We start from the raw sequence: 22,603 nt of genomic DNA, 5'->3' as shown, positions 1-22,603 counted from the left end.
TTCTTGAGGGTTGGTCAGCGACCGTTGAACGCGTCAGCGACCGTTGAATGCGTCTTTGAGGCGCGAGAAGAGGCCCTGCTGACCCGGTGCGAACTGGCCCGACGGGCGCTCCTCGCCGCGGAGCTTGGCGAGCTTGCGCATCAGGTCCTCCTGCTCGGCGTCGAGCTTGCTCGGCGTCAGGACCTCGACGTGCACTATCAGGTCGCCGCGTCCGCCGCCGCGCAGGTGCGTGATGCCCCGGCCGTGCAGCGGGATGGACTGGCCGGACTGGGTGCCGGGACGGATGTCGATCTCCGCCGCGCCGTCCAGCGTCTCCAGCGGGACCTTGGTGCCGAGCGAGGCCGCCGTCATCGGCAGGGTCACCGTGCAGTGCAGGTCGTCGCCGCGCCGCTGGAAGATCTCGTGGGCGTTCTCGGAGATCTCGACGTAGAGGTCACCGGCCGGGCCGCCGCCGGGGCCGACCTCGCCCTCGCCGGCCAGCTGGATCCGGGTGCCGTTGTCGACACCGGCCGGGATCTTGACGGTCAGCGTGCGGCGGGCGCGGACCCGGCCGTCGCCGGCGCACTCCGGGCAGGGGGTGGGCACGACGGTGCCGAAGCCCTGACACTGCGGGCACGGACGCGAGGTCATGACCTGGCCCAGGAAGGACCGGGTCACCTGGGAGACCTCACCGCGACCGCGGCACATGTCACAGGTCTGCGCGGAGGTACCGGGGGCCGCGCCCTCGCCGTTGCAGGTGTTGCAGACGACGGCGGTGTCGACCTGGATTTCCTTGGTGGTGCCGAAGGCCGCCTCCTCCAGATCGATGTCGATCCGGATCATGGCGTCCTGACCGCGCCGGGTCCGCGACCGCGGGCCGCGCTGGTTACCGGCCGCGCCGAAGAAGGCATCCATGATGTCGCTGAAGCCGAAGCCCGCGCCGGTCCCGAAGCCGCCGGCGCCACCGGCGGCGCCCGTGGACGAGAGCGGGTCGCCGCCCAGGTCGTAGACCTGGCGCTTGCTCGGGTCCGACAACACCTCGTAGGCGGCGTTGATCTCCTTGAACCGCTCCTGGGTCTTCGGGTCCGGGTTGACGTCAGGATGCAGCTCACGCGCCAGTCGGCGGAAAGCCTTCTTGATCTCGTCCTGACCCGCGTCCCGTCGGACGCCGAGTACCGCGTAGTAGTCCGTGGCCACCAAAATGCTCCGCTGTTCTCCGTCTGAGGCTCGTGCGCCTGCCGTGCGCCTGCCGTGCACCTGCGTGCTACTGCCGTGCTGCCACTAGGACGCGGCCAGGATCTGACCCACGTACCGTGCAACCGCCCGGACGGCCCCCATGGTTCCCGGGTAGTCCATCCGAGTCGGCCCGACCACCCCGAGCTTGGCGACGGTCTCCTCGCCGGAACCGTAGCCCACCGAGACGACGGACGTGGAATTGAGCCCTTCATAGGCGTTCTCGTGACCGATCCTGACCATCACACCAGGATCAGCGGTCTCCCCGAGTAGTCGAAGGAGTACCACCTGTTCCTCCAGCGCCTCGAGCACCGGCGCGATCGTGAGCGGGAAGTCGTGCGGGAACCGGGTCAGGTTGGCCGTGCCGCCCATCACCACGCGCTCCTCGGTCTGCTCGACCAGCGCCTCGTAGAGAGTGGAGAGCACGGTCGTGACGGAGGCCCGGTCCTGGAGCGCGAAGGTCTCGGGCAGGTCCTGCAGCAAGGTCGGCACCTCGGCGAAGCGCTGTCCCGCCGCCCGGGCGTTGAGCCTGGTCCGCAGGTCGGCCAGCATGACCTCGCCCACCTGCCCCGGGCAGTCGACGATGCGCTGCTCGACCCGGCCGGTGTCGGTGATCAGCACCAGCATCACCCGGGTCGGCGTCAACGGGACCAACTCGACGTGCCGCACCGTGGAACGGGTGAGCGAGGGGTACTGGACCACCGCCACCTGTCTGGTGAGCTGCGCCAACAGCCGGACCGTGCGCGCCACGACGTCGTCCAGGTCGACGGCGTGGTCGAGGAAGTTGGTGATGGCCCGGCGCTCGGCGACCGACATCGGCTTGACCTCCGTCAGCCGGTCCACGAACAGCCGGTACCCCTTGTCGGTGGGCACCCGGCCGGCGCTGGTGTGCGGCTGGTGGATGTAGCCCTCCTCCTCGAGGACGGCCATGTCGTTGCGGACCGTGGCCGACGAGACACCGAGGCTGTGCCGGTCCACCAGCGCCTTGGAGCCGACCGGCTCCTCCGTGCCGACGTAGTCCTGGACGATGGCCCGCAGCACCGCAAGCTTGCGGTCGTCGAGCCGGCGCTCCTCGGGCACGGTACGCACCTCCAGTCGGTCCGGTCGGCTTGCTGTGCTTGTCGCAGCGCTGCTCTTGCTGCAAGCACCGCTCGTACTGATCTCGTCACTACATCAGCTCTGGCACTCTGGACATACGAGTGCCAGGATCGGTCAGCTGTCAGTGTAAAGCGCGACGGTCCGCGACCGGAACGACTGGACCTCGTCAGACGTACCACATACCGAGGGCGGCCCACATACCGAGTGCGGCAAGGCAGAATTGCAGCCGCAGTTCACCGCCCAGGAGGGACACCATGTCCAGGACTCGTTTCGCGCCGGACCGCGGCCTGACCAGCCGCATGCTGATCACGATGTTCTTGATCGGCCTGCTGTTCGTGGTCTTCGTGGGCGTGCTGCTGGTCGTGCTGCGTGGCGCGTGGCCGATCGTCGTCATCATCGCGGGCGGCCTGTTCGTGGTGCAGTTCTGGTTCAGCGACAAGATCGCCGCGTTCAGCATGGGCGCGCGCGAGGTGTCGCCACAGGAGTACCCGGAGCTGCACGGGGCGGTCGACCGCCTGTGCGCACTGGCCGACATGCCCAAGCCGCGCGTCGCCGTGGCCCAGAGCGACATGCCCAACGCCTTCGCCACCGGCCGCAACGAGAAGAACGCTGTGGTGTGCGTCACCACCGGTCTGCTGCGGCGCCTGGAGCCGGAGGAGCTCGAGGGCGTCCTCGCGCACGAGCTGTCCCATGTCGCGCACCGCGACGTCGCGGTGATGACCATCGCCGGCTTCCTCGGCGTGCTGGCCGGCATCATCACCCGCGTCGGCCTGCAGTTCGGCATGTTCGGCGGCTTCGACCGCCGGGACAACCGCGACAACGACAACACCGGCATGGCAATTCTGGCCGTGATCGCGGTCAGCGCGATCGTCTACGCCATCAGCTTCCTGCTGACCCGCCTGCTCTCCCGCTACCGCGAGCTCTCGGCGGACCGCTCGGCCGCGCTGCTCACCGGCAAGCCGTCGGCGCTGGCCTCCGCGCTCACCAAGGTCACCGGCGACATCGGCGCCATCCCGACCCAGGATCTGCGCAAGTCCCAGCCGTTCAACGCCTTCTACTTCGCCCCGGCCCTCTCGGCCCGCGAGGCGGTCGGCAACGCCTTCTCCAGCCACCCGACGCTGGACCAGCGCCTGGAGCAGCTCGGCAAGATCTCCGCCGAGCTCGGCCGCAGCTGAACACTCCTGACTGCACTCGCGTAGTAGAGAGGACCACTGAGCGATGGGTTTCCTGGACGCCCTGCTCGGCCGCACCAAGCCGGTCAAGCCGGATCTGGACCAGCTCTTCGGCCTGCCCTCGGCGGCCATCACCCTGGAGGCCGCGGCCGGCTACAAGCCCACCGGCGTCGGCTCGGTCTGCTTCGCCCCCGCTGAGGGCGGGGCGTTCGCCGAGGTCCAGCAGGAGGTCCAGGCCCTGCTGGACGCCGACACGGGCCGTGGCCGCCGCCCTGTGGAGGTCACCCCGCGCGACTCGTACGGCTACTCCTGGATCACCGCCCGCCAGGACCCGGACGACATCGTCTCGCTGGTCAACGACGTCCATGCGGTCAACTCGGCGCTGGAGTCCCAGGGGTTCGGCCCGCAGCTGCTCTGCACCCTCGTCAACTTCGAGAACGCGCAGGGCCGCCGGTTCGCCCTGGTCTACCTCTACAAGCGCGGCGCCTTCTACCCGTTCGCCCCGCTCCCCGGCGAGAAGCGGGACAACCCGCTGGAGCTGCAGATCAAGGCGATGATCGGCAACGACCTCCGGATCGAGCAGGACCTGACCCGCTGGTTCCCGGTCTGGGGCGCGCCCGGTCTGTAATGATCGTCCCGTGAGCCGTTACGACGCCCGTGGCATGACCGATCTGACGCCCCCGTGGAAGCGCCCGAGCGCGGTGCCGGAGGTCCCCGCCGAACGGGACCTGGTGGTGGAGGAGCCGTCCACGGGCTTCTGCGGCGCGGTCGTCCGCTGCGAGAAGACGGCGGAGGGCTTCACGGTCACCCTGGAGGACCGCCACGGCAAGCACCGCGTATTCCCGATGACGCCGCGCGGCTTCCTGATCGACGGCCGACCGGTCACCCTGGTCCGCCCGACGGGCGGCTCTGCCCCGGGTCCCGCAGGTGGTTCCGCAGGACCCGGCCGGACCGCGTCCGGGTCGGTCGCCGTCCAGGGCGCGAAGGCACGGGTCGCGCTGCCGAGCCGGATCTACGTCGAGGGCGTCCACGACGCCGAGTTGGTGGAGAAGGTCTGGGGCGACGACCTGCGCATCGAGGGCGTCGTGGTCGAGTACCTCCAGGGCATCGACGATCTCCCCGCCATCGTCGCCGAGTTCGGCCCCGAACCGGGCCGCCGCCTCGGCGTGCTGGTCGACCACCTGGTCCCCGACTCCAAGGAGTCCCGGATCGCCGCCCAGGTGACGGGCGACCACGTGCTGGTGGTCGGCCACCCCTTCATCGACATCTGGGCAGCCGTCAAACCCGCCGCCGTCGGCATCCCCGCCTGGCCGGACGTCCCGCGCGGCGAGGACTGGAAGACGGGCATCTGCTCCCGCCTCGGCTGGCCCCTCGACACGTCCGCCGCCTGGAAGCGCATCCGCGGCTCGGTCCACTCCTACAAGGACCTCGACCCGGCCCTCCTCGGCCGGGTCGAGGAGCTCATCGACTTCGTCACCAGCTGACCCCTGGCTCCCTACTCACCCTCTTCGGCGGCCAAGGACTCCCAGTAGTCCACATAGGCCCGCTCGTGCGCGGCGGCCAGCGTGAGGATGCGCCGCGGGACGACCGGGACGACTGCCCGTCCCGGCGGCGGGTGACCGACCGGCGCTTCACCAACGGCCCCGGCATCCCCCGCACTTGGGACACCTACCTCGGCGCGGACCGCGGCGACGCCCCCGCCTACGCCGCACCCGCCCGCGCCACGGACCTGCGCGGCCTGCCCGCCGCCTACGTGCTGACCTGCGGCCTGGATCCGCTCCGCGACGAGGGCCTCGACTTCGCGCGCCGCCTCATCGAGGCGGACGTCCCGGTCGAGATCAAGGACGTCCCCGGTGCGTGGCACCTCTTCGAGGCCTACGCGCCGGAGACGTCTGTCACCCGACGGACGACGGCGCACTGGTTGCGCGCCCTGCGCGACGCGCTCAACCCTGCCTGATCCCGCTCGATCCCGCCTGGTCACGCCCAATCCCGCCTGCTCAGTCGACCAGGTCGCGGACGACGGCATCGGCAAGGAGGCGACCGCGCAGGGTGAGGACGGCGCGGCCCTGAGCGAAGGGCTCGGGCTGCAGCAGGCCGTCGGCGAGGGCGCGGTCCGCCGCAGTGCGGCCGTCCGGCTGGAGGAGGTCCAGCGGGCAGCCCTCGGAGAGGCGGAGTTCCAGCAGGATCCGCTCGACGCGGCGGTCCTCCGACGCGAGCCGCTCGCGTCCCTGCGCCGGAGTTTCACCCGCCGCGAGGGCTGCGGCGTAGGCGGCGGGGTGCTTGCGGTTCCACCAGCGGACGCCGCCGACGTGGCTGTGCGCGCCCGGTCCGGCGCCCCACCAGTCCGCGCCGGTCCAGTACAGCTCGTTGTGGCGGCAGCGCGCGGCCTTCGAGGTGGCCCAGTTCGAGACCTCGTACCACTCCATTCCGGCAGCCGTGAGCCGCTCCTCGGCCTGGAGGTAGCGCTCGGCGTGGACGTCGTCGTCCGTCATCGGGATCTCCCCGCGCCGGATCCGGGCCGCCAGTCGGGTCCCGTCCTCCACGATCAGCGCGTAGGCGGAGATGTGGTCCGGCTCCGCCGAGAGCGCCGCGTCGAGCGAGGCGGCCCAGTCGTCGTCCGACTCCCCCGGCGTGCCGTAGATCAGGTCGAGGTTGACGTGCTCGAACCCGGCTTCCCGTGCCTCCGCGACACAGGCCTGCGGACGCCCGGGAGTGTGGTGCCGGTCGAGCAGCTGCAGCACGTGCGGGCGGACGCTCTGCATCCCGAAGCTGAGCCGGTTGAAGCCGCCTTCGCGCAGCTCCGCCAGGTACGCGGGGTCCACCGACTCCGGGTTGGCCTCGGTGGTCACCTCGGCTCCGGGCGCGAGGCCGAACTCCTCGCGGATCGCGGCCAGCATCCGGACCAGGTCGGCGGCGGGCAGCAGCGTCGGCGTGCCACCGCCGAGGAAGACGGTTTCCACCGGCACGTCCGCGTCCCCGAGCAACGTGCGCGCGAGGCGGATCTCGGCGACCAGATGCTCGGCGTACGTCTCCTGCGACGCCACTGTGCCGGAGGAGCGCAGCTCCGTCGCGGTGTAGGTGTTGAAGTCGCAGTACCCGCAGCGGGTGGCGCAATAGGGCACGTGGACGTAGAAGCCGAACGGACGCGTCCCGAGCCCGGCGAGGGCGGTTTCGGGAAGCGAACCGTCAGCCGGGACGGCTTCGCCGTCAGGCAGAGCGGAAGGCATGACACCCATTGTCCGTGATCACGCGCGTGGACATGCCGACGGGCCGCTCCCCGAGGAGGTGGGACGGGGGTTTCCGCCCCACCGGGCCGGGCTCAGGCCTCGCGCGAGCCCTCGTACATCGCCTCGATCAGCGCCGCGTTCTCGCGCTCCACGACCGGGCGCTTGACCTTCAGGCTCGGCGTCAGCTCGCCGTGCTCGATGTCCAGGTCGCGCGGGAGGACGGTGAACTTCTTGACCGTCTGCCAGCGCTGCAGCTGGCCGTTGAGCTCGTCGACGTAACCGCCGATCAACGTGTGCGTCTGCGGCGAGGTGCAGACGTCGGCGTAGTCCTTGCCGGCCTGGCCGTTGTCCGCCGCCCACTGCATGATGGCCGGCTCGTCCAGGGTGATCAGCGCGGCGCAGAAGTTGCGGCCGTTGCCGATGACCAGGATGTTGCTGACGAACGGGCAGACCGCCTTGAACCGGCCCTCGACCTCACTCGGGGCGACGTACTTGCCACCGGAGGTCTTGAACATGTCCTTCTTGCGGTCGGTGATCCGCAGGAAGCCGTCCTGGTCGAGCTCGCCGATGTCGCCGGTGTGGAACCAGCCGTCGGACTCCAGGACCTCGGCGGTCTTCTCCGGCTGGTTGTGGTAGCCGCGCATGACGCCGGGGCCGCGGAGCAGGACCTCGCCGTCCTCGGCGATGCGGACCTCGGTGCCCGGGAGCGGGCGACCGACCGTGCCGACGCGGTAGCCCTCGCCGGGGTTGACCGTGGAGCCGGCGCTGCTCTCGCTCAGGCCGTAGCCCTCGAGGATGTGGACGCCGACACCGGAGAAGAAGAAGTTGATGTCCGGTGCCAGCGCCGCCGAGCCGGAGACGCAGGCGCGGAGCCGACCGCCGAACGCGTCGCGGATCTTTGCGTAGACGAGCTTGTCCGCGACCGCGTGCTTGGCCTGGAGCGGGAAGGGAACGGTCCGCGAACCGGTGGCGATCTGGTTCTTCTGCGCCGTCTCGGCGTACTCGCGGGCGACACCGGCCGCCCACATGAAGATCTTGTACTTGGCGCCGCCCTCGGCCCGGGCCTTGCTGGCGATGCCGTTGTAGACCTTCTCGAAGATGCGCGGCGCGGCAGCCATGTACGTCGGCTGGACCGCCGGCAGGTTGGTGATGATCTTGTCGACGCGACCGTCGACGGCGATCACCGAGCCCTGCTGGATGTGACCCGAGGTCAGCGTCTTGCCGAAGACGTGCGACAGCGGCAGCCACAGGTACTGCACGTCGGTGTCGTCGGTCAGGCCCAGGGAGCTCTGCGCCGCGGCCTGGTAGGACCAGCAGTCGTGGACCAGGCGGACGCCCTTGGGGCGACCGGTGGTGCCGGAGGTGTAGATCAGCGTGGCCAGCTGCTCGCGCTTGATCGCGGCGACGGCGTCGGTGACCTCGTCCGGATGGTCCTTGAGGTGGGCGGCCCCGCGCTCCTCGAGCTCGGACAGGCCGAGCACCTCGACGCCCGCGGCAGCGGCGGCGGAGGCCGCCTCGGCGTCGGGCTTGCTGCCGTCGATGGTGACGACCGTCCGCAGCTCGGGCGTCTCGGCCAGCACGCTGAGGATCTTGGCCAGCTGCTTGGCGTCCTCGACGACGATGGCGCGGCTGCCGGAGTCGGAGACGATGAACGCCGTCTCCTCGGCGTTGGTGCTCGGGTACACCGCGGTGACCGCCGCGCCCGCGCACATGATGCCGAGGTCGGCGAGGATCCACTCGACCCGGGTGGAGCAGGAGATGCCGACGCGCTGCTCCGGCTCGATCCCCAGGGACATGAGCCCGGCCGCGATGTGCTGCACGCGCTCCGCAGCCTGGCCCCACGTCATCGGCCGCCACTGCTCCGCGCCCGGGGCACCGTCTGCGGCATGCTCGTCCACCGGCACGGGGTAGCGGTAGGCGACCCGGTCCGGGGTGGCTGCCACGCGGGCCAGGAAAAGCTGGGCAACGGACTCGGGGCGGTTGTCCAGCAGGGGTTCTGCGACGAGCGGCTTCAAGCTCACGGCTTCCTCCGGTGCCCGTCCGGCCGGTATGGGGCGGCGGGAGGGCTGATGCGGTGCGGACGGCGGGGGCGTTGCTGAGGTGGGGCGGTACTACGTAAGGCGGTGCCGAAGTGAGGCGGTGCGATCCCGGGCTGACCCCGAGGATGCTGTGCCTGCTGATGTTTATTTAACTCACCAGTAACTGGCAAGCAACGATCAGAGTAGGCCGTTATCGCCCCGTACGTAAGGGGGGAATTGTGGTGTGGACCACATTGCTTGCCGGTCGGCAGGTAAGCTATCTACGATGAGCCGCCGCGCACCGGAATCCGACCGTACACCGCGCGCACGTAGCATGCGCTCCCGCGAGGCGCATAAATGCATAGCCGCCCGCCCGTCAACCGGGTACGGTGTACGCAGATGGGGATCGCTCCATCGGCCCCGTGTGACATCCACACAAACTCCGCCCACCGGCTCCACGAGCAGCACGCCCGAAATGCCTGAACTGTCTGAGCTTCCTGAACCGCCCGCACGCCCCATACGCCCGAGCACTACCGAGCTTCACTGAGAGACCCGAGTGCTGATCCGACTCCTGCGCGCCCACCTGAGGCCCTATTCCAGGCCGATCACCCTGCTGGTACTGCTCCAGCTGGTCCAGACGATCGCGACCCTCTACCTTCCCACCCTCAACGCCGACATCATCGACAACGGCGTGGTCAAAGGCGACACCGGCTACATCCTGCAGACCGGCGGCGTGATGATCGGGGTCACGCTGGCCCAGGTCGTCTGCGCCATCGGCGCGGTGTACTTCGGCGCCCGTACCGCCATGGCCCTCGGCCGCGACATGCGCGCCTCCGTCTTCACCCGGGTCCAGGAGTTCTCGACCCGCGAGGTGGGCCAGTTCGGCGCGCCCTCGCTGATCACCCGCAGCACGAACGACGTGCAGCAGGTGCAGATGCTGGTGCTGATGACCTTCACGCTGATGGTCTCCGCGCCGATCATGTGCGTCGGCGGCATCATCATGGCGCTCAACCAGGACGTCCAGCTGTCGACGCTGCTGGTGGCCATCGTCCCGATCCTGGGCATCATGATCGGCATCATCGTCAGCCGGATGCGTCCGCTGTTCCGCTCGATGCAGGAGCGGATCGACACGGTCAACCGGGTGCTGCGCGAGCAGATCAGCGGTCTCCGCGTGATCCGGGCCTTCGTCAAGGACACCCACGAGAAGGACCGCTTCCGTGCCGCCAACGACGACCTGACCGACACCGGTCTGCGCGTCGGTCGGCTGATGGCGCTGATGTTCCCGCTGGTCATGATGGTGGTGAACCTGTCCAGCGTGGCCGTGATGTGGTTCGGTGCGCACCGGATCGACAGCGGCGGCATGCAGATCGGCGCGCTGACCGCGTTCCTCAGCTACCTGATGCAGATTCTGATGTCGGTCATGATGGCCACCTTCATGTTCATGATGGTGCCGCGCGCCGAGGTCTGCGCCGAGCGCATCCAGGAGGTGCTGGACACCGAGACCACGGTCGTCCCGCCGAGCAGCCCGGTGCGCGAGCTGTCCCGTCGTGGCTTCCTGGAGCTGCGCGGCGCGGAGTTCCGCTACCCGGGCGCCGAGGCGTCGGTGCTGCGTGACGTCAGCTTCACCGCGCGTCCGGGCGAGACCACGGCGATCATCGGCTCGACCGGCGCGGGCAAGACCACGCTGCTCAACCTGATCCCCCGGCTCTCCGACGCGACCGACGGCTCGGTCTTCGTCGACGGCGTCGACGTGCGCGAGCTGGAGCCGGCGCTGCTGGCCCGGACGGTCGGGCTCGTCCCGCAGAAGCCGTACCTCTTCAGCGGCACCGTCGCCTCCAACCTCCGCTACGGCAACCCGGAGGCGACCGACGAAGACCTCTGGGCCGCGCTGGAGACCGCGCAGGCGCGGGACTTCGTCAGCGCGCTGCCCGAGGGTCTCGACGCCCCGATCGCGCAGGGCGGGACGAACGTCTCCGGTGGTCAGCGGCAGCGCCTGGCCATCGCCCGCGCGCTGGTCCGCAGGCCGGAGATCTACCTGTTCGACGACTCGTTCTCGGCGCTCGACTACGCCACCGACGCCCGACTGCGGGCGGCGCTGTCGAACGAGACCTCCGAGGCGACCGTCGTCATCGTCGCCCAGCGGGTGAGCACGATCCGCGACGCGGACCGGATCATCGTCATGGACGAGGGCGCGGTCGTCGGCGAGGGCACGCACCACTCACTGATGGACGACAACGAGACGTACCGCGAGATCGTCCTTTCGCAGCTGACCGAGGAGGAGGCCGCATGAGCGCGGGGGGCGACGAAGCCAAGGCGGCGGCGAGCCGCCGACCCGGACCGGCCATGGGCCCCGGGCGGTGGATGGGTGCGCAGCCCGCCGAGAAGTCGATGAACTTCAAGGTCTCGGGCAAGCGGCTGCTGGGCCGCCTGCGGCCCGAACGGCCGCTGATCCTGGGCGTGCTGGCGCTGGCGACGGTCGGCGTCGCGCTTCAGGTGATCGGTCCGAAGATTCTCGGTCACGCGACCGACCTGATCTTCGGCGGCTACATCGGCAAGCTGCTCGGCAAGCACCCGTCCGGCGCGCCGGGCGCCACGGCCGGGCACCCGCCGACGCACCAGCAGCAGGAACTGCTCTCCACCATCCACTTCACGCCGGGTGTGGGCATCGACTTCGGCGCGGTCGGCACGGTGCTGCTCTGGGTGGCGCTGATCTACGCGGTCGCGGGCCTGTGCGGCGTGATCCAGGCGCGGCTGGCCAACGTGGCGGTGCAGCGTGCCGCCAACCGGCTGCGCAGCGACATCGAGGACAAGCTGTCCCGGCTGCCGCTGAGTTACTACGACAAGCAGCCGCGCGGCGAGGTGCTGAGCCGGGTCACCAACGACATCGACAACATCGCCACGACGCTGCAGCAGACGATGTCGCAGATCATCGCCTCACTGCTGACCGTGGTGGGCGTGCTGGCGATGATGTTCTACATCTCCTGGCTGCTCGCACTGATCGCGCTGGTGTCGATCCCGGCCTCGGCCGTGATCGCGGCCAAGGTCGGCAAGCGGGCGCAGCCGCAGTTCGTCCAGCAGTGGAAGTCCACGGGCAAGCTGAACGGCCACATCGAGGAGATGTACACCGGCCACTCGCTGGTCAAGGTGTTCGGCCGTCAGGAGGAGTCCGCGGCGCAGTTCCACGAGGAGAACGAGAAGCTCTACGCGAGCAGCTTCCGGGCGCAGTTCATCTCCGGTCTGATCCAGCCCTGCATGATGTTCATCGGCAACCTCAACTACGTCGCGGTCGCCGTCGTCGGCGGTCTGCGGGTGGCCTCCGGGGCGCTGTCGATCGGTGACGTCCAGGCGTTCATCCAGTACTCGCGGCAGTTCAGCCAGCCGCTGACGCAGGTCGCGGCGATGGCCAACCTGGTGCAGTCCGGTGTGGCCTCGGCCGAGCGCGTCTTCGAGCTGCTGGACGCACCCGAGCAGTCGCCGGAGCCGGAGCAGCCGGAGCGTCCGGAGATCGTCCAGGGCAAGGTGGCCTTCGAGCACGTGGCCTTCCGCTACGAGCCGGAGAAGCCGCTGATCGAGGACCTGTCGCTGGTCGCCGACCCCGGCCACACCGTGGCCATCGTCGGTCCGACCGGCGCGGGCAAGACCACGCTGGTCAACCTGCTGATGCGGTTCTACGAGGTGACGGGCGGTCGGATCACGCTCGACGGCGTGGACATCGCGGCCATGAACCGCGAGGAGCTGCGCAGCCACATCGGCATGGTGCTCCAGGACACCTGGCTGTTCGGCGGCAGCATCGCCGACAACATCGCCTACGGGTCCGAGGGCGCCACCCGTGACCAGGTCGTCGCGGCGGCGAAGGCCGCCCACGTCGACCGCTTCGTGCGGACCCTCCCGGAGGGCTACGACACCGTCATCGACGACGAGGGCACCGGCGTCAGCGCGGGCGAGAAGCAGCTGATCACCATCGCGCGGGCGTTCCTGGCGGAGCCGTCGATCCTGGTCCTGGACGAGGCGACGAGCTCGGTCGACACCCGCACCGAGGTGCTGATCCAGCGCGCCATGGCCAAGCTGCGCGCGGGCCGCACGGCGTTCGTGATCGCGCACCGGCTCTCCACGATCCGCGACGCGGACACCATCCTGGTGATGGAGAACGGTGCGATCGTCGAACAGGGCGACCACACCTCGCTGCTGGAGCAGGACGGCGCGTACGCCCGGCTGTACAAGGCGCAGTTCGCGCAGGCCGTGGCCGAGGTGGACTGACGCCACGTCACTTCCGTGACACCGCAGGACCGGTGCCCGCTTCCTTCCCGAAGGAGGCGGGCACCGGTGTTTGTGTACGGTCGGTGCACGAGCGACCCTTTCCGGAACCGCGTCTACCTGCGTAGCATTCAGGTGGCATGACCGCGCCACGGCTGCCGTGTCGCATGCCGGCATGCCGTCAGTTCAGCGTTCTCGCAAGTGCTTTGCCGTCCTGCACGACGACACCACGGAGGCGCGACGCAATGAACACCCGTAACTTCCGGCACAGACACGGCCGTCGACTGGGAGTGGCCTCGACCCTGGTCGGGGCACTGCTCCTGCTCGCTCTCGCACCCACCGGCGCGGCGAACGCCGCCGCCCGGTCCCCCAGCGCCAAACTCCCGCGCGGCTCCGCGTACATGGGCATCGGCGTGCGCGCACACGGAGGCGGTGGCCGCGGCCGAACCGTCCAGCCGCTGGTGACGCAGACCGAAGGCGTCGACGTCTCCAGCTACCAAGGCACGGTGGACTGGACGACGCTGTGGAACAGCGGGGTCCGCTGGGCCTACACCAAGGCCACCGAGGGGACCTACTACACCAACCCCGACTTCGCCCAGCAGTACAACGGCCCGTACGACGTCGGCATGATCCGCGCCGCCTACCACTTCGCCACCCCGGACACCACGACGGGCGCGGCCCAGGCGGACTACTTCGTCGACCACGGCGGCGGCTGGTCGGCCGACGGCAAGACGCTGCCGGGGACGCTGGACATCGAGTGGGACCCGTACGGCGCGGCCTGCTACGGCCTGTCCCAGAGCGCGATGGTCAACTGGATCTGGAGCTTCGTCGACGAGTACCTGAACCGCACGGGCCGGTACCCGGTGATCTACACCGCGACCTCGTGGTGGACGGAGTGCACCGGCAACTACTCCGGCTTCGCCGCGAACGACCCGCTCTGGATCGCCGACTACAACGGCACGCCTGGCACCCTCCCGGCCGGCTGGGGCTACTACACGATGTGGCAGTACACCGACTCCGGGCCCACGGTCGGCGACCACGACAAGTTCAACGGCGACATCACCCGCGTCCAGGCCCTGGCACTGGGCTGAGCGGGCGTCGAGCCGAACCGGCAGCCGGGGCCCGCGCCATGGGGAGCGGGCCCCGCTGTGGCGTTCTACTTCTTGGCGGCGGCCTGGATCCGGACGGTGTTGCCCGAAGGGTCGTGGAAGGCGCAGTCGCGCGGGCCCCAGGGCTGGTCGATCGGCTGGCGCCCACGCCAGGTCGCGGCCACGTCACCCGACTTCTCGATTCCTGCTCATCCGGTCACCACCGCCGTGGCCGACGGGGGTGGCAACGGCGCAGGTCCGGACGGGTTTCCGCCGGTCCCGTGGGTGAGCAGCCAGGCGATCGCCGCAGCGGCGACCAACATCCCGCCGGCGCCCGCCAGGCGCGGGTCCAGCAACGGGTTGCGCGGGGACTCCGGCTCCTGCTGGTCGCGGGTGCTCCTGCCGGGGCTTCTGCTGTCCATGCCGTGAGGCTAGTGCGGACGGCCGCGCGTGTAACGGGCCGGGGAGACGCCGACGACGGCGGTGAAGTCGCGGGTGAGGTGGGCCTGGTCGGCGTAGCCGAGGTCGGCGGCGAGGGCGGCCCAGTCGATGTCGGCCTCCCCGTCCGCGCGCTGCGCGGCCTCGTGCAGACGGGCGCGGCGGAGGGTCCACTTCGGCGACACCCCGACGTACTCGGCGAAGAGCCGTTGCAGCGTGCGCGGTGAGGTGTTGAACCGGTCCGCCAGCTGCTCGACCCGGAGCAGGGCCCGGTCCCGCGTGATCTCGTCGACGACGGTGGCCGCAAGCGCCGCCTGCGGATCGGGGAGCGCGGTCGGGAAGGTCGGCACGGTCGGCAGGAAGTCCTCGACCAGCCGGACCATCTCGTCCGTTTCGGCGCAGGCGAGCACGCGCGGGCAGAGGGCATCGATCTCCGGGCCGAGGAAGCGGGCGGCCGGGAGCACCTGGTCGACCAGGTTCTGCACCGGCCGGTCGCTGAAGCCCCGGAATCCGCCGGGCCGGAACCTGACGCCGTGGACCTGCCCCGCGCCCGTCAGCCGTCGCGTGTAGACGCCCCGGATCACGCCGTAGACCAGCGGGCCCGACTCCTCGAAGACCAGGTGGACGTTGGGGTGGGAGAGCACCTGCTGCTCGTAGGGCGGCTGGCCGGTGACGTCCCAGCGGACGATCCAGTGGTACTCGAGGTAGGGCACGAGCGTCGGGCCCGGAGCCACGGGCGTCACCGTGAACCGGCTCGCCCCCTGCTCGGGATGGAGCACGCCGCGCCGCCCGCCGGTTTCCGCCGCTGCCACATGATCGAGCTTAGGGCTCAGCTGTCGCGTTTCTTCAAGACAGCAGCGTCACGGGTTCCTAGATTCGTGTGTATGGACGTGAATGACGCACAGCACGAGATGCACGAGCACCTGACCAACGCGGCGACGGAGACCGTCCGCGTCATCCGGGGCATCAAGCCCGAGCAGTTGGGCTCCCCCACTCCGAGTGCGGAGTGGGACCTGCGCGCCGTGGTGAACCACCTGACGCTGTGGACCGCGTACAACTTCGCGCTACGCGCCGAGGGCGGGTTGGTGCCGTCGGAGTGGTACGAGCGGGACTTCACCGCCGAGCCGGGCTGGGCCGAGGACTACGCAACGCAGGTGGAGAAGGCGCTCCAGGCGTGGTCCGAACCGGCCGTCTGGAAGAGGGAGATGAAGGTGGGCGACAGCACGATGCCCGCGACGGCGATCGCGGGCATGATGCTGCTGGAGTTCGCCCTCCACGGCTGGGAGGCCACCCGGGGCTCCGGCCAGCAGTACGTGCTGGACGACGTGACGGTCGCAGCCGTGCTCGCGCAGGTCGAGCAGTACGCGCCGATGTTCCGGCAGTACGACGGCTTCGCCGAGGCGGTCCAGGTCGCGGACGACGCCCCGGCCTTCGACCGTGCGCTGGCCCTGTCAGGGCGGAGGCCCGGGTGGAGCCACTAGCAGTTGGAGCTGCTCCGGAGGGCCGGCCAGGTCTGCGGACCGACGCCGCCGTCGACGCTGAGGCCCATGCAGCTCTGGAAGTCCTCGACCGCCTGCTTGGTGCCATTGCCGAACTGGCCGTCGATCCCGCCGCTCGAGGTGATGATGCTCTGGTACCTGCCGCCGCGGTACCAGAGCAGGCACTGCACCTCCTGCACCCGGGCACCGGTCGTGCCCGGGTCGGTCTCAGCGCTGCCGGAGTAGTACGTGCATTTCTGGTCCCAGACGGGGGTCGGGGGCGGGGGCGGCGGGGTGTTGCCGCCGGAAGTGCCACCGGACGTCCCACCGCTGGCGGTCCCACCGCCCGAAGTGCCGCCACCGGACGTACTACCGCCGGAAGTCCCACCGCCCGAAGTGCCGCCGCCAGAGGTCCCACCACCCGAGGTGCTCCCACCGGTCTTGCCGCCACCAGAGGTGCCGCCCTGGGAGCCGGAGCCGGAACTGCCCGACGATCCTGACGCGGTGGATCCGCTCGGGCCCGGGTGGGTGGCCGACGGGGAGCCGGGCGAGGCGGACGCCGGGCCGGAGGCGGAACTGCTCGGCGCGGCGGAGCCGGAGGCCGTGTCGCTGCCCGCGCTGCCGCTCGGCGTGCCGCCGCCGGTGGTGACGGACGCGACGGGGTGATTGCCGGGGCTTCCGCCCGTCAGGGCGATCGCGGTACCGGTCAGCGCCCCCACGACAAGCACGGCGGCGACGGCGAGCAGCACGCCGCGTCGCTTGTTGCGGTTCGGCTGCTGCTCCGGCGGCGCGCCGTCGGGCGAGACGTGCACGTAGGCGGGCAGCACCGGTGCGGGGCCCTGGCCCGGCATACCGCCCTGGCCCGGGAAGCTCCCCTGCCCCGGCATACCGCCCTGCCCGGGGTAACCGCCCTGGCCCGGGAAGCTGCCCTGCCCGGGAAAGCTCCCCTGCCCCGAATAACCCGGCTGGGCCGGATAACCGGCCGCGGTCGGGGCGTGGTTGTCCACGACGGGAACGGTCGGCGGGGTGCCTTGTACCGGCGCCTGCGCGGTCGGCGGGGTGTGCTGGCCCATGTGCGGGGGCGTGTGCCCCATGGGGGGCGTGCCCGGCATGCCGAACGCCGCCGCTGCGCCGACCGCTCCCGCCGCTCCTGCCACGCCACCGGCACCCGCGTCGCCGCGACCGCCGAGCAGCATGGTGCCCTCCGGCGGCGCTGCCGGGAGCGGCAGTTGCTGCGCGGCGATGGCCACCTCGACGCGGGTCATGATCGCGCCGCTGAGCTCGGCCGACCAGGGCGCGGCCACCTGCCGCGAGGCCGCGCGCTCGACGACCGCCTCGGCGGTCGGGCGGCCGTCCGGGGTCTTGCTCAGGCAGGAGCGGACCAGTTCGGCCAACTCCTGGTCGATCTCGGCAAGTTGGCCGAGGATCTCCTCCTTCGGCTCCTCGAAGGCGACCCGGTGCAGCACGTCCACAGTCGTGCCGTCCCCGAAGGGGCCGTGGCCGGTGACCGCGAAGGCGAGCACGGAGCCGAGCGCGAAGATGTCCGAGGAGGTGGCGACCGACTGGCCGCGCACCTGCTCCGGCGACATGTAGGCGGGGGTGCCGACCTGCTGGCCGGTGGTGGTGATGGAGCTGGTGTCGGCGGCCTGCGAGATGCCGAAGTCGATGACCCGGCAACCGGCCGGTCCCAGAATGACGTTGGACGGCTTGATGTCGCGGTGGACCACCCCGACGCGCTCCATCGCGGAGAGCGCCTGGGCGAGTTCGAGGGCGACCCGCCAGGCCGCGGTGGAGCTGAGCGGACCGAAGCCTACGACGGCCTCGGAGAGGCTCGGGCCGGGGATGTACTCGGTGGCCATCCAGAGCAGGTCGCCGTCGTAGCCACTGCCGAGCAGCACGGCCGCCTGCTCGCCGCGCACCCGGGCCAGGGCGGCGGACTCGCGCTCGAAGCGCTTGCGGAAGCCGGAGTCCTCGGCATACTCGGGACGGATCACCTTGACCGCAGCCAGACCTGACGACCCGTCAGTCGGGCGCCCCAGGTAGATGCGTCCCATCCCGCCGCCGCCCAGCAGCGCGAGCACGGAGTAGGGGCCGACCCGGCGGGGGTCCATCGCCCGCAGCGGGGACGCGCCGACGCGGTCGAGCCCGGTCGAGCCGAAGAGTCTGGGGTCGGCGAACACGTCCGGCGACATGTTGTTCGGCTCGGTCATAACGGCAGGCCCCCGGCTTGGGCGCGGCCCCTGCCGCGCGCGCTAACGGTCATACAGAAATACGGTCATTCAAGCAGGGGGAGGTTACCGCAGTCGTGCAGATCATCGGACAAAGGTGAGACCCCCGCACAACTTCCGTGCGGGGGTCTCACCAACGGTCCGGTACGAACGCTCCCGGCTACTTCTTCTTCTCGACGGCGGCAGCGTTGTCGTCGGTCGACAGCGCGGCGATGAAGGCCTCCTGGGGGACCTCCACGCGGCCGACCATCTTCATACGCTTCTTGCCTTCCTTCTGCTTCTCCAGCAGCTTCCGCTTACGGGAGATGTCACCGCCGTAGCACTTCGCGAGGACGTCCTTGCGCATGGCGCGGACGGTCTCACGGGCGATGACGCGCGAGCCGATGGCGGCCTGGATCGGCACCTCGAACTGCTGGCGCGGGATCAGCTTCTGCAGCTTTCCGGCCATCATCACGCCGTAGCTGTAGGCCTTGTCCCGGTGGACGATCGCGGAGAAGGCGTCGACCTGCTCGCCCTGGAGCAGGATGTCCACGCGGACCAGGTTGGCGCTCTGCTCGCCGATGGGCTCGTAGTCGAGCGAGGCGTAGCCGCGGGTCTTGGACTTCAGCTGGTCGAAGAAGTCGAAGACGATCTCCGCGAGCGGCAGGTTGTAGCGGATCTCGACGCGGTCCTCGGAGAGGTAGTCCATGCCCTGGAGCACCCCGCGTCGGGCCTGGCAGAGCTCCATGATGGCGCCGACGAACTCGTTGGGCGCGAGGATCGTGCCGCGCACGATCGGCTCGTGGACCTCGGCGATCTTGCCGCTGGGGAACTCGCTCGGGTTGGTGACCGTGTGCTCGGACTCGTCCTCCATGACGACCCGGTAGACCACGTTCGGGGCGGTGGAGATCAGGTCGAGGTTGAACTCGCGCTCCAGGCGCTCCCGGATGATCTCCAGGTGCAGCAGGCCGAGGAAGCCGCAGCGGTAGCCGAAGCCGAGCGCCACGGAGGTCTCCGGCTCGTAGACCAGCGCGGCGTCGTTGAGGCGCAGCTTGTCGAGGGCGTCACGCAGCAGCGGGTAGTCCGAGCCGTCCAGCGGGTAGAGGCCGGAGAAGACCATCGGCTTCGGGTCCTTGTAGCCGCCCAGCGCCTCGGTGGCGCCCTTGTGCATCGAGGTGATGGTGTCACCGACGCGGGACTGGCGGACGTCCTTCACACCGGTGATCAGGTAACCCACCTCGCCGACGCCGAGACCCTGGGACGGGATCGGCTCGGGCGAGATGACGCCGATCTCCAGCAGCTCGTGCGTCGCGCCGGTCGACATCATCTGGATGCGCTCGCGCTTGTTGAGCTGGCCGTCGATCACACGGACGTAGGTGACCACGCCGCGGTAGGCGTCGTAGACCGAGTCGAAGATCATCGCGCGGGCGGGGGCGTCCTTGACGCCGACCGGGGCCGGGACCTTCTCGACGACGGCGTCCAGGATGTCCTCGACGCCCAGGCCGGTCTTGGCACTGGCCCGCAGCACGTCGGTCGGCTCGCAGCCGATGATGCGGGCGATCTCGTCCGCGTACTTCTCCGGCTGGGCGGCCGGCAGGTCGATCTTGTTGAGCACCGGGATGATGGTGAGGTCGTTCTCCAGCGCCAGGTAGAGGTTGGCGAGGGTCTGCGCCTCGATGCCCTGCGCGGCGTCGACCACGAGGAGGGTGCCCTCGCAGGCCGCCAGCGAGCGGGAGACCTCGTAGGTGAAGTCGACGTGGCCCGGCGTGTCGATCATGTTGAGGATGTGCGTGGCGCCGGCGCTCGCACCCGTGCGCGGGGCCCAGGGGAGCCGGACCGCCTGCGACTTGATGGTGATGCCGCGCTCACGCTCGATGTCCATCCGGTCCAGGTACTGCGCCCGCATCTGGCGGGGGTCGACCACGCCGGTGATCTGCAGCATCCGGTCGGCAAGGGTGGACTTGCCGTGGTCGATGTGGGCGATGATGCAGAAGTTGCGGATCAGCGCCGGATCGGTGTTGCTCGGCTGCGGAACGTTGGACGGAATGGCGGACACTAAGGATCCAGTTCTTCTGATCGGCCGGGACAAGTTTTTCCCACCCATCGTCCCATGGCCCGGCCGTGCGGCAGAATCCTGGGCCATGATCATGGAATCCGCTCTGCTCGACGTCCGCCCCGGCCAGGAGGACGCCTTCCTCGCCTCGTTCGCCGAGGCCCGGCCGCTCATCGCGGTACAGCCCGGATTCCGGTCCCTGGAGCTGCGCCGCTGTGTGGACGAGAGGGCCGAGGGGAGCAGCGCACGCTTCCTGCTGCTGGTGGAGTGGGAGCGGCTCACCGACCACACCGAGGGCTTCCGCCGGTCGGCCGAGTACGAGCAGTGGCGCGCGCTGCTGCACCGCTACTACGACCCGTTCCCGCTGGTCGAGCACTTCGGCGAGTCGGTGCTCTGACCGAGTCACGTCTGACCGGGTCACGTCCGACCGGGTTGCGTCTGACCGGGTTACGGGGGCCCTGAACAGCTCTGGTATCGTGGAGCACCGTGTCTGTGCTGTGCCATGCCCTCTAACCTGGCCCGGCGCGGACGCAGTCCCGGAAGACAGAAGAATCAACTCAGACTGAGGCTCATTCGTGGCGAACATCAAGTCCCAGATCAAGCGCATCAAGACCAACGAGAAGGCTCGTCAGCGCAACAAGGCTGTCAAGTCCTCGCTGAAGACCGCCATCCGCAAGACCCGTGAGGCTGTGGAGGCCGGCGACTTCGCGAAGGCCGACGAGCTGGCCCGTGTCGCGTCCCGTGAGCTGGACAAGGCCGTCAGCAAGGGCGTCATCCACAAGAACCAGGCCGCGAACAAGAAGTCCGCGCTGGCCACCAAGGTTGACGCGCTCAAGGGCTGAAACTCCTTGATCGACCGCCCGACCGGACTGCGTTCCCTCTCAAACGCGCCGGACGGGCCGCACAACCAGCAGCCCACGCGGCCTGCGTTCGCCACGCGGGTGGGCTGCAGTAGCTGAAGCTGACGGAAGGGCCCCGTGATCCACTCGGATCACGGGGCCCTTCTGGTTTTCCGTCCGGGCGCCCCTACCGACGCGGCTACCGGCTCTGCGTGGAGCGGGCGGCGCGGGAGACGGCGACGACGCACTGCTCCAGTGCGTACGCCGGGTCGCCGGAGCCGCCCTTGACGGCGGCGTCCGCCTCGGCGATGGCGCGCAGCGCGGCGGCGACCCCGTCGCCGGTCCAGCCACGGACCTGCTGGCGGACCCGGTCGACCTTCCACGGCGGCATGCCGAGCTCGCGGGCGAGGTCGGCCGGGCGCAGCGAGCGGTCGGCGGTGGCCACGCGGCCGATGGCCCGGACGCCGGAGGCGAGCGCGAAGACGATGCCGGTGGGCTTCTCCCCCACCGCCAGCGCCCAGCGGAGCTGGCCCAGCGCGTCGGCGGTGCGTCCGGCGACGGCCAGGTCGGCGACCTGGAAGCCGGTCGACTCGGCGCGGCCGGTGTAGTAGCGGGCGACGACGGTCTCGTCGATGGTGCCCTCGGTGTCTGCGGCCAGCTGGCTGCAGGCCGAGGCCAGCTCGCGCAGGTCACCGCCGACGGCGTCGAGCAGGGCTCGGCAGGCGTCCTCGCTGGCGGAGCGGCCCGAGGCACGGAACTCGGCGCGGACGAAGGCGAGCTTGTCGGTGGGCTTGGTCAGCTTGGGGCAGGCCACCTCGCGAGCCCCGGCCTTCTTGCCCGCGTCGAGCAGTCCCTTGCCCTTGGCGCCGCCCGCGTGGACCAGCACCAGCATGACGTCGGGGGCCGGGTCGTCGATGTAGGCCTTGATCTCCTTGACCACGTCGGCGCCGACGTCCTGGGCGGCGCGGACCGCGATGACCTTGCGCTCCGAGAAGAGCGACGGGCTGGTCAGCTCGCTCAGCATGCCGGGCTGCAGTGTGCCGGGCACGAGATCCCGCACGTCGGTGTCCGCGTCGGCGGCCCGCGCGGCGGCGACGATCTCCGCCACGGCGCGGTCGAGCAACAGCTCCTCCTGACCGACGATCAGCGTCAGCGGGGAGAGCAGGTCTTCGGTGGGTTTCCTGGCCATCGCACCCCACCCTATCCGGGGCCACCGACAGTCCGGCCCCGGACGGGGTTCGGTCCACCCGCTGGGTTCAGCTCTCCAGCCAGCCGTCGTGGTCGGCGGCGAGGGCGTCGAGCGCGGCCGGGGTCAGCCCGGAGGGGAGCGGCGCCTCCAGCACGACCAGCCACTGCGCGTCCTCGGCGTCGTCCTCACCTGCCAGCGCGTCGCGGTGCAGCTCCGGCTCGGGCAGGCCGGGGTACTCGGCGGCGAGCTTCTGCGCGAGCTCCCCGGCGACGTCGCGGTCGGGCAGCACCAGCACGTAGTGGTCATTCGAGTTCACAGGACTCATTCTCC

Annotated in this window: 20 protein-coding genes; 10 read left to right on the top strand and 10 right to left on the bottom strand. The window is 70.2% G+C overall.

Annotation, left to right across the window (positions count from 1 at the left end; all coding sequences use genetic code 11):
• Nucleotides 1-33 precede the first annotated feature (33 nt).
• Nucleotides 34-1,176 (bottom strand): molecular chaperone DnaJ, encoded by a 1,143-nt coding sequence (dnaJ, locus tag ABH928_RS07655; RefSeq protein WP_370063447.1) that lies wholly within the window; start codon nucleotides 1,174-1,176, stop codon nucleotides 34-36.
• An 84-nt stretch (nucleotides 1,177-1,260) separates the two neighbouring features.
• Complete coding sequence (gene hrcA, locus ABH928_RS07650; protein ID WP_370063445.1) at nucleotides 1,261-2,292, bottom strand: heat-inducible transcriptional repressor HrcA; 1,032 nt, start codon at nucleotides 2,290-2,292, stop codon at nucleotides 1,261-1,263.
• A 272-nt stretch (nucleotides 2,293-2,564) separates the two neighbouring features.
• On the opposite strand from hrcA, the gene htpX reads away from it, so the two are divergent.
• The 4 genes from htpX to ABH928_RS07630 all read left to right on the top strand — a co-directional run bounded on the left by htpX (nucleotide 2,565) and on the right by ABH928_RS07630 (nucleotide 5,439).
• A complete protein-coding gene (htpX, locus tag ABH928_RS07645; RefSeq protein ID WP_370063443.1) occupies nucleotides 2,565-3,485 on the top strand; it encodes a zinc metalloprotease HtpX in 921 nt (306 codons plus the stop codon).
• A 43-nt stretch (nucleotides 3,486-3,528) separates the two neighbouring features.
• Entirely contained in the window at nucleotides 3,529-4,110 is a 582-nt protein-coding gene (locus ABH928_RS07640) for a hypothetical protein (RefSeq protein ID WP_370063441.1), read from the top strand.
• Nucleotides 4,111-4,144: 34 nt separating this feature from the next.
• Complete coding sequence (locus tag ABH928_RS07635; protein ID WP_370063806.1) at nucleotides 4,145-4,966, top strand: DUF3097 domain-containing protein; 822 nt, start codon at nucleotides 4,145-4,147, stop codon at nucleotides 4,964-4,966.
• 65 nt (nucleotides 4,967-5,031) lie between these two features.
• Nucleotides 5,032-5,439, top strand: coding sequence for an alpha/beta hydrolase fold domain-containing protein (locus ABH928_RS07630; RefSeq protein ID WP_370063439.1), 408 nt, complete (start codon nucleotides 5,032-5,034; stop codon nucleotides 5,437-5,439).
• Between the two features lie 40 nt (nucleotides 5,440-5,479).
• Here the strand turns inward: ABH928_RS07630 and hemW are convergent, their stop codons facing one another.
• Entirely contained in the window at nucleotides 5,480-6,709 is a 1,230-nt protein-coding gene (gene hemW / locus ABH928_RS07625; protein ID WP_370063437.1) for a radical SAM family heme chaperone HemW, read from the bottom strand.
• Nucleotides 6,710-6,801: 92 nt separating this feature from the next.
• The gene (locus ABH928_RS07620) at nucleotides 6,802-8,730 is read right to left on the bottom strand and encodes a long-chain fatty acid--CoA ligase (RefSeq protein ID WP_370063435.1); all 1,929 of its coding nucleotides are present in this window, start codon (nucleotides 8,728-8,730) and stop codon (nucleotides 6,802-6,804) included.
• 553 nt (nucleotides 8,731-9,283) lie between these two features.
• Between ABH928_RS07620 and ABH928_RS07615 the strand changes: the two genes are divergently transcribed.
• From ABH928_RS07615 to ABH928_RS07605, 3 genes are all read left to right on the top strand, one after another.
• Entirely contained in the window at nucleotides 9,284-11,017 is a 1,734-nt protein-coding gene (locus ABH928_RS07615; protein WP_370063433.1) for an ABC transporter ATP-binding protein, read from the top strand.
• The gene (locus ABH928_RS07610; protein ID WP_370063430.1) at nucleotides 11,014-12,984 is read left to right on the top strand and encodes an ABC transporter ATP-binding protein; all 1,971 of its coding nucleotides are present in this window, start codon (nucleotides 11,014-11,016) and stop codon (nucleotides 12,982-12,984) included. Before ABH928_RS07615 ends, ABH928_RS07610 begins: the two co-directional genes overlap by 4 nt.
• A 242-nt stretch (nucleotides 12,985-13,226) precedes the next feature.
• The gene (locus ABH928_RS07605) at nucleotides 13,227-14,072 is read left to right on the top strand and encodes a lysozyme (protein ID WP_370063428.1); all 846 of its coding nucleotides are present in this window, start codon (nucleotides 13,227-13,229) and stop codon (nucleotides 14,070-14,072) included.
• A gap of 206 nt (nucleotides 14,073-14,278) precedes the next feature.
• Here the strand turns inward: ABH928_RS07605 and ABH928_RS07600 are convergent, their stop codons facing one another.
• Both ABH928_RS07600 and ABH928_RS07595 read right to left on the bottom strand, forming a co-directional pair.
• Nucleotides 14,279-14,491 (bottom strand): hypothetical protein, encoded by a 213-nt coding sequence (locus ABH928_RS07600; RefSeq protein ID WP_370063426.1) that lies wholly within the window; start codon nucleotides 14,489-14,491, stop codon nucleotides 14,279-14,281.
• Between the two features lie 9 nt (nucleotides 14,492-14,500).
• Nucleotides 14,501-15,319, bottom strand: coding sequence for a DUF6597 domain-containing transcriptional factor (locus ABH928_RS07595; RefSeq protein ID WP_370063424.1), 819 nt, complete (start codon nucleotides 15,317-15,319; stop codon nucleotides 14,501-14,503).
• Nucleotides 15,320-15,391: 72 nt separating this feature from the next.
• Between ABH928_RS07595 and ABH928_RS07590 the strand changes: the two genes are divergently transcribed.
• The gene (locus ABH928_RS07590) at nucleotides 15,392-15,988 is read left to right on the top strand and encodes a TIGR03086 family metal-binding protein (protein ID WP_370063422.1); all 597 of its coding nucleotides are present in this window, start codon (nucleotides 15,392-15,394) and stop codon (nucleotides 15,986-15,988) included.
• Here ABH928_RS07590 and ABH928_RS07585 read toward each other — a convergent pair.
• On the bottom strand, nucleotides 15,985-18,195 hold the full coding sequence (locus tag ABH928_RS07585; protein WP_370063420.1) for a protein kinase: 2,211 nt from the start codon (nucleotides 18,193-18,195) through the stop codon (nucleotides 15,985-15,987). The two genes, ABH928_RS07590 and ABH928_RS07585, sit on opposite strands and share 4 nt — an antisense overlap.
• A 178-nt stretch (nucleotides 18,196-18,373) precedes the next feature.
• Complete coding sequence (lepA, locus tag ABH928_RS07580; protein ID WP_370063418.1) at nucleotides 18,374-20,248, bottom strand: translation elongation factor 4; 1,875 nt, start codon at nucleotides 20,246-20,248, stop codon at nucleotides 18,374-18,376.
• Nucleotides 20,249-20,333: 85 nt separating this feature from the next.
• Here lepA and ABH928_RS07575 point away from each other — a divergent pair, with 85 nt between their 5' ends.
• Nucleotides 20,334-20,642 (top strand): antibiotic biosynthesis monooxygenase, encoded by a 309-nt coding sequence (locus ABH928_RS07575; protein ID WP_370063416.1) that lies wholly within the window; start codon nucleotides 20,334-20,336, stop codon nucleotides 20,640-20,642.
• Nucleotides 20,643-20,820: 178 nt separating this feature from the next.
• Complete coding sequence (gene rpsT, locus ABH928_RS07570) at nucleotides 20,821-21,087, top strand: 30S ribosomal protein S20 (RefSeq protein ID WP_111500226.1); 267 nt, start codon at nucleotides 20,821-20,823, stop codon at nucleotides 21,085-21,087.
• A 196-nt stretch (nucleotides 21,088-21,283) separates the two neighbouring features.
• Here rpsT and holA read toward each other — a convergent pair whose 3' ends face one another.
• A complete protein-coding gene (gene holA, locus ABH928_RS07565; RefSeq protein WP_370063413.1) occupies nucleotides 21,284-22,273 on the bottom strand; it encodes a DNA polymerase III subunit delta in 990 nt (329 codons plus the stop codon).
• Between the two features lie 67 nt (nucleotides 22,274-22,340).
• Nucleotides 22,341-22,598, bottom strand: a complete 258-nt coding sequence (locus tag ABH928_RS07560) for a hypothetical protein (RefSeq protein ID WP_370063411.1) — start codon at nucleotides 22,596-22,598, stop codon at nucleotides 22,341-22,343.
• Nucleotides 22,599-22,603: the final 5 nt, after the last annotated feature.

The organism is Streptacidiphilus sp. MAP5-3, assembly GCF_041262505.1.
Classification (GTDB): domain Bacteria; phylum Actinomycetota; class Actinomycetes; order Streptomycetales; family Streptomycetaceae; genus Streptacidiphilus.
The sequence above is the reverse complement of the archived record's forward strand: the minus strand, read 5'-3'. Positions and strand labels throughout refer to the sequence as shown.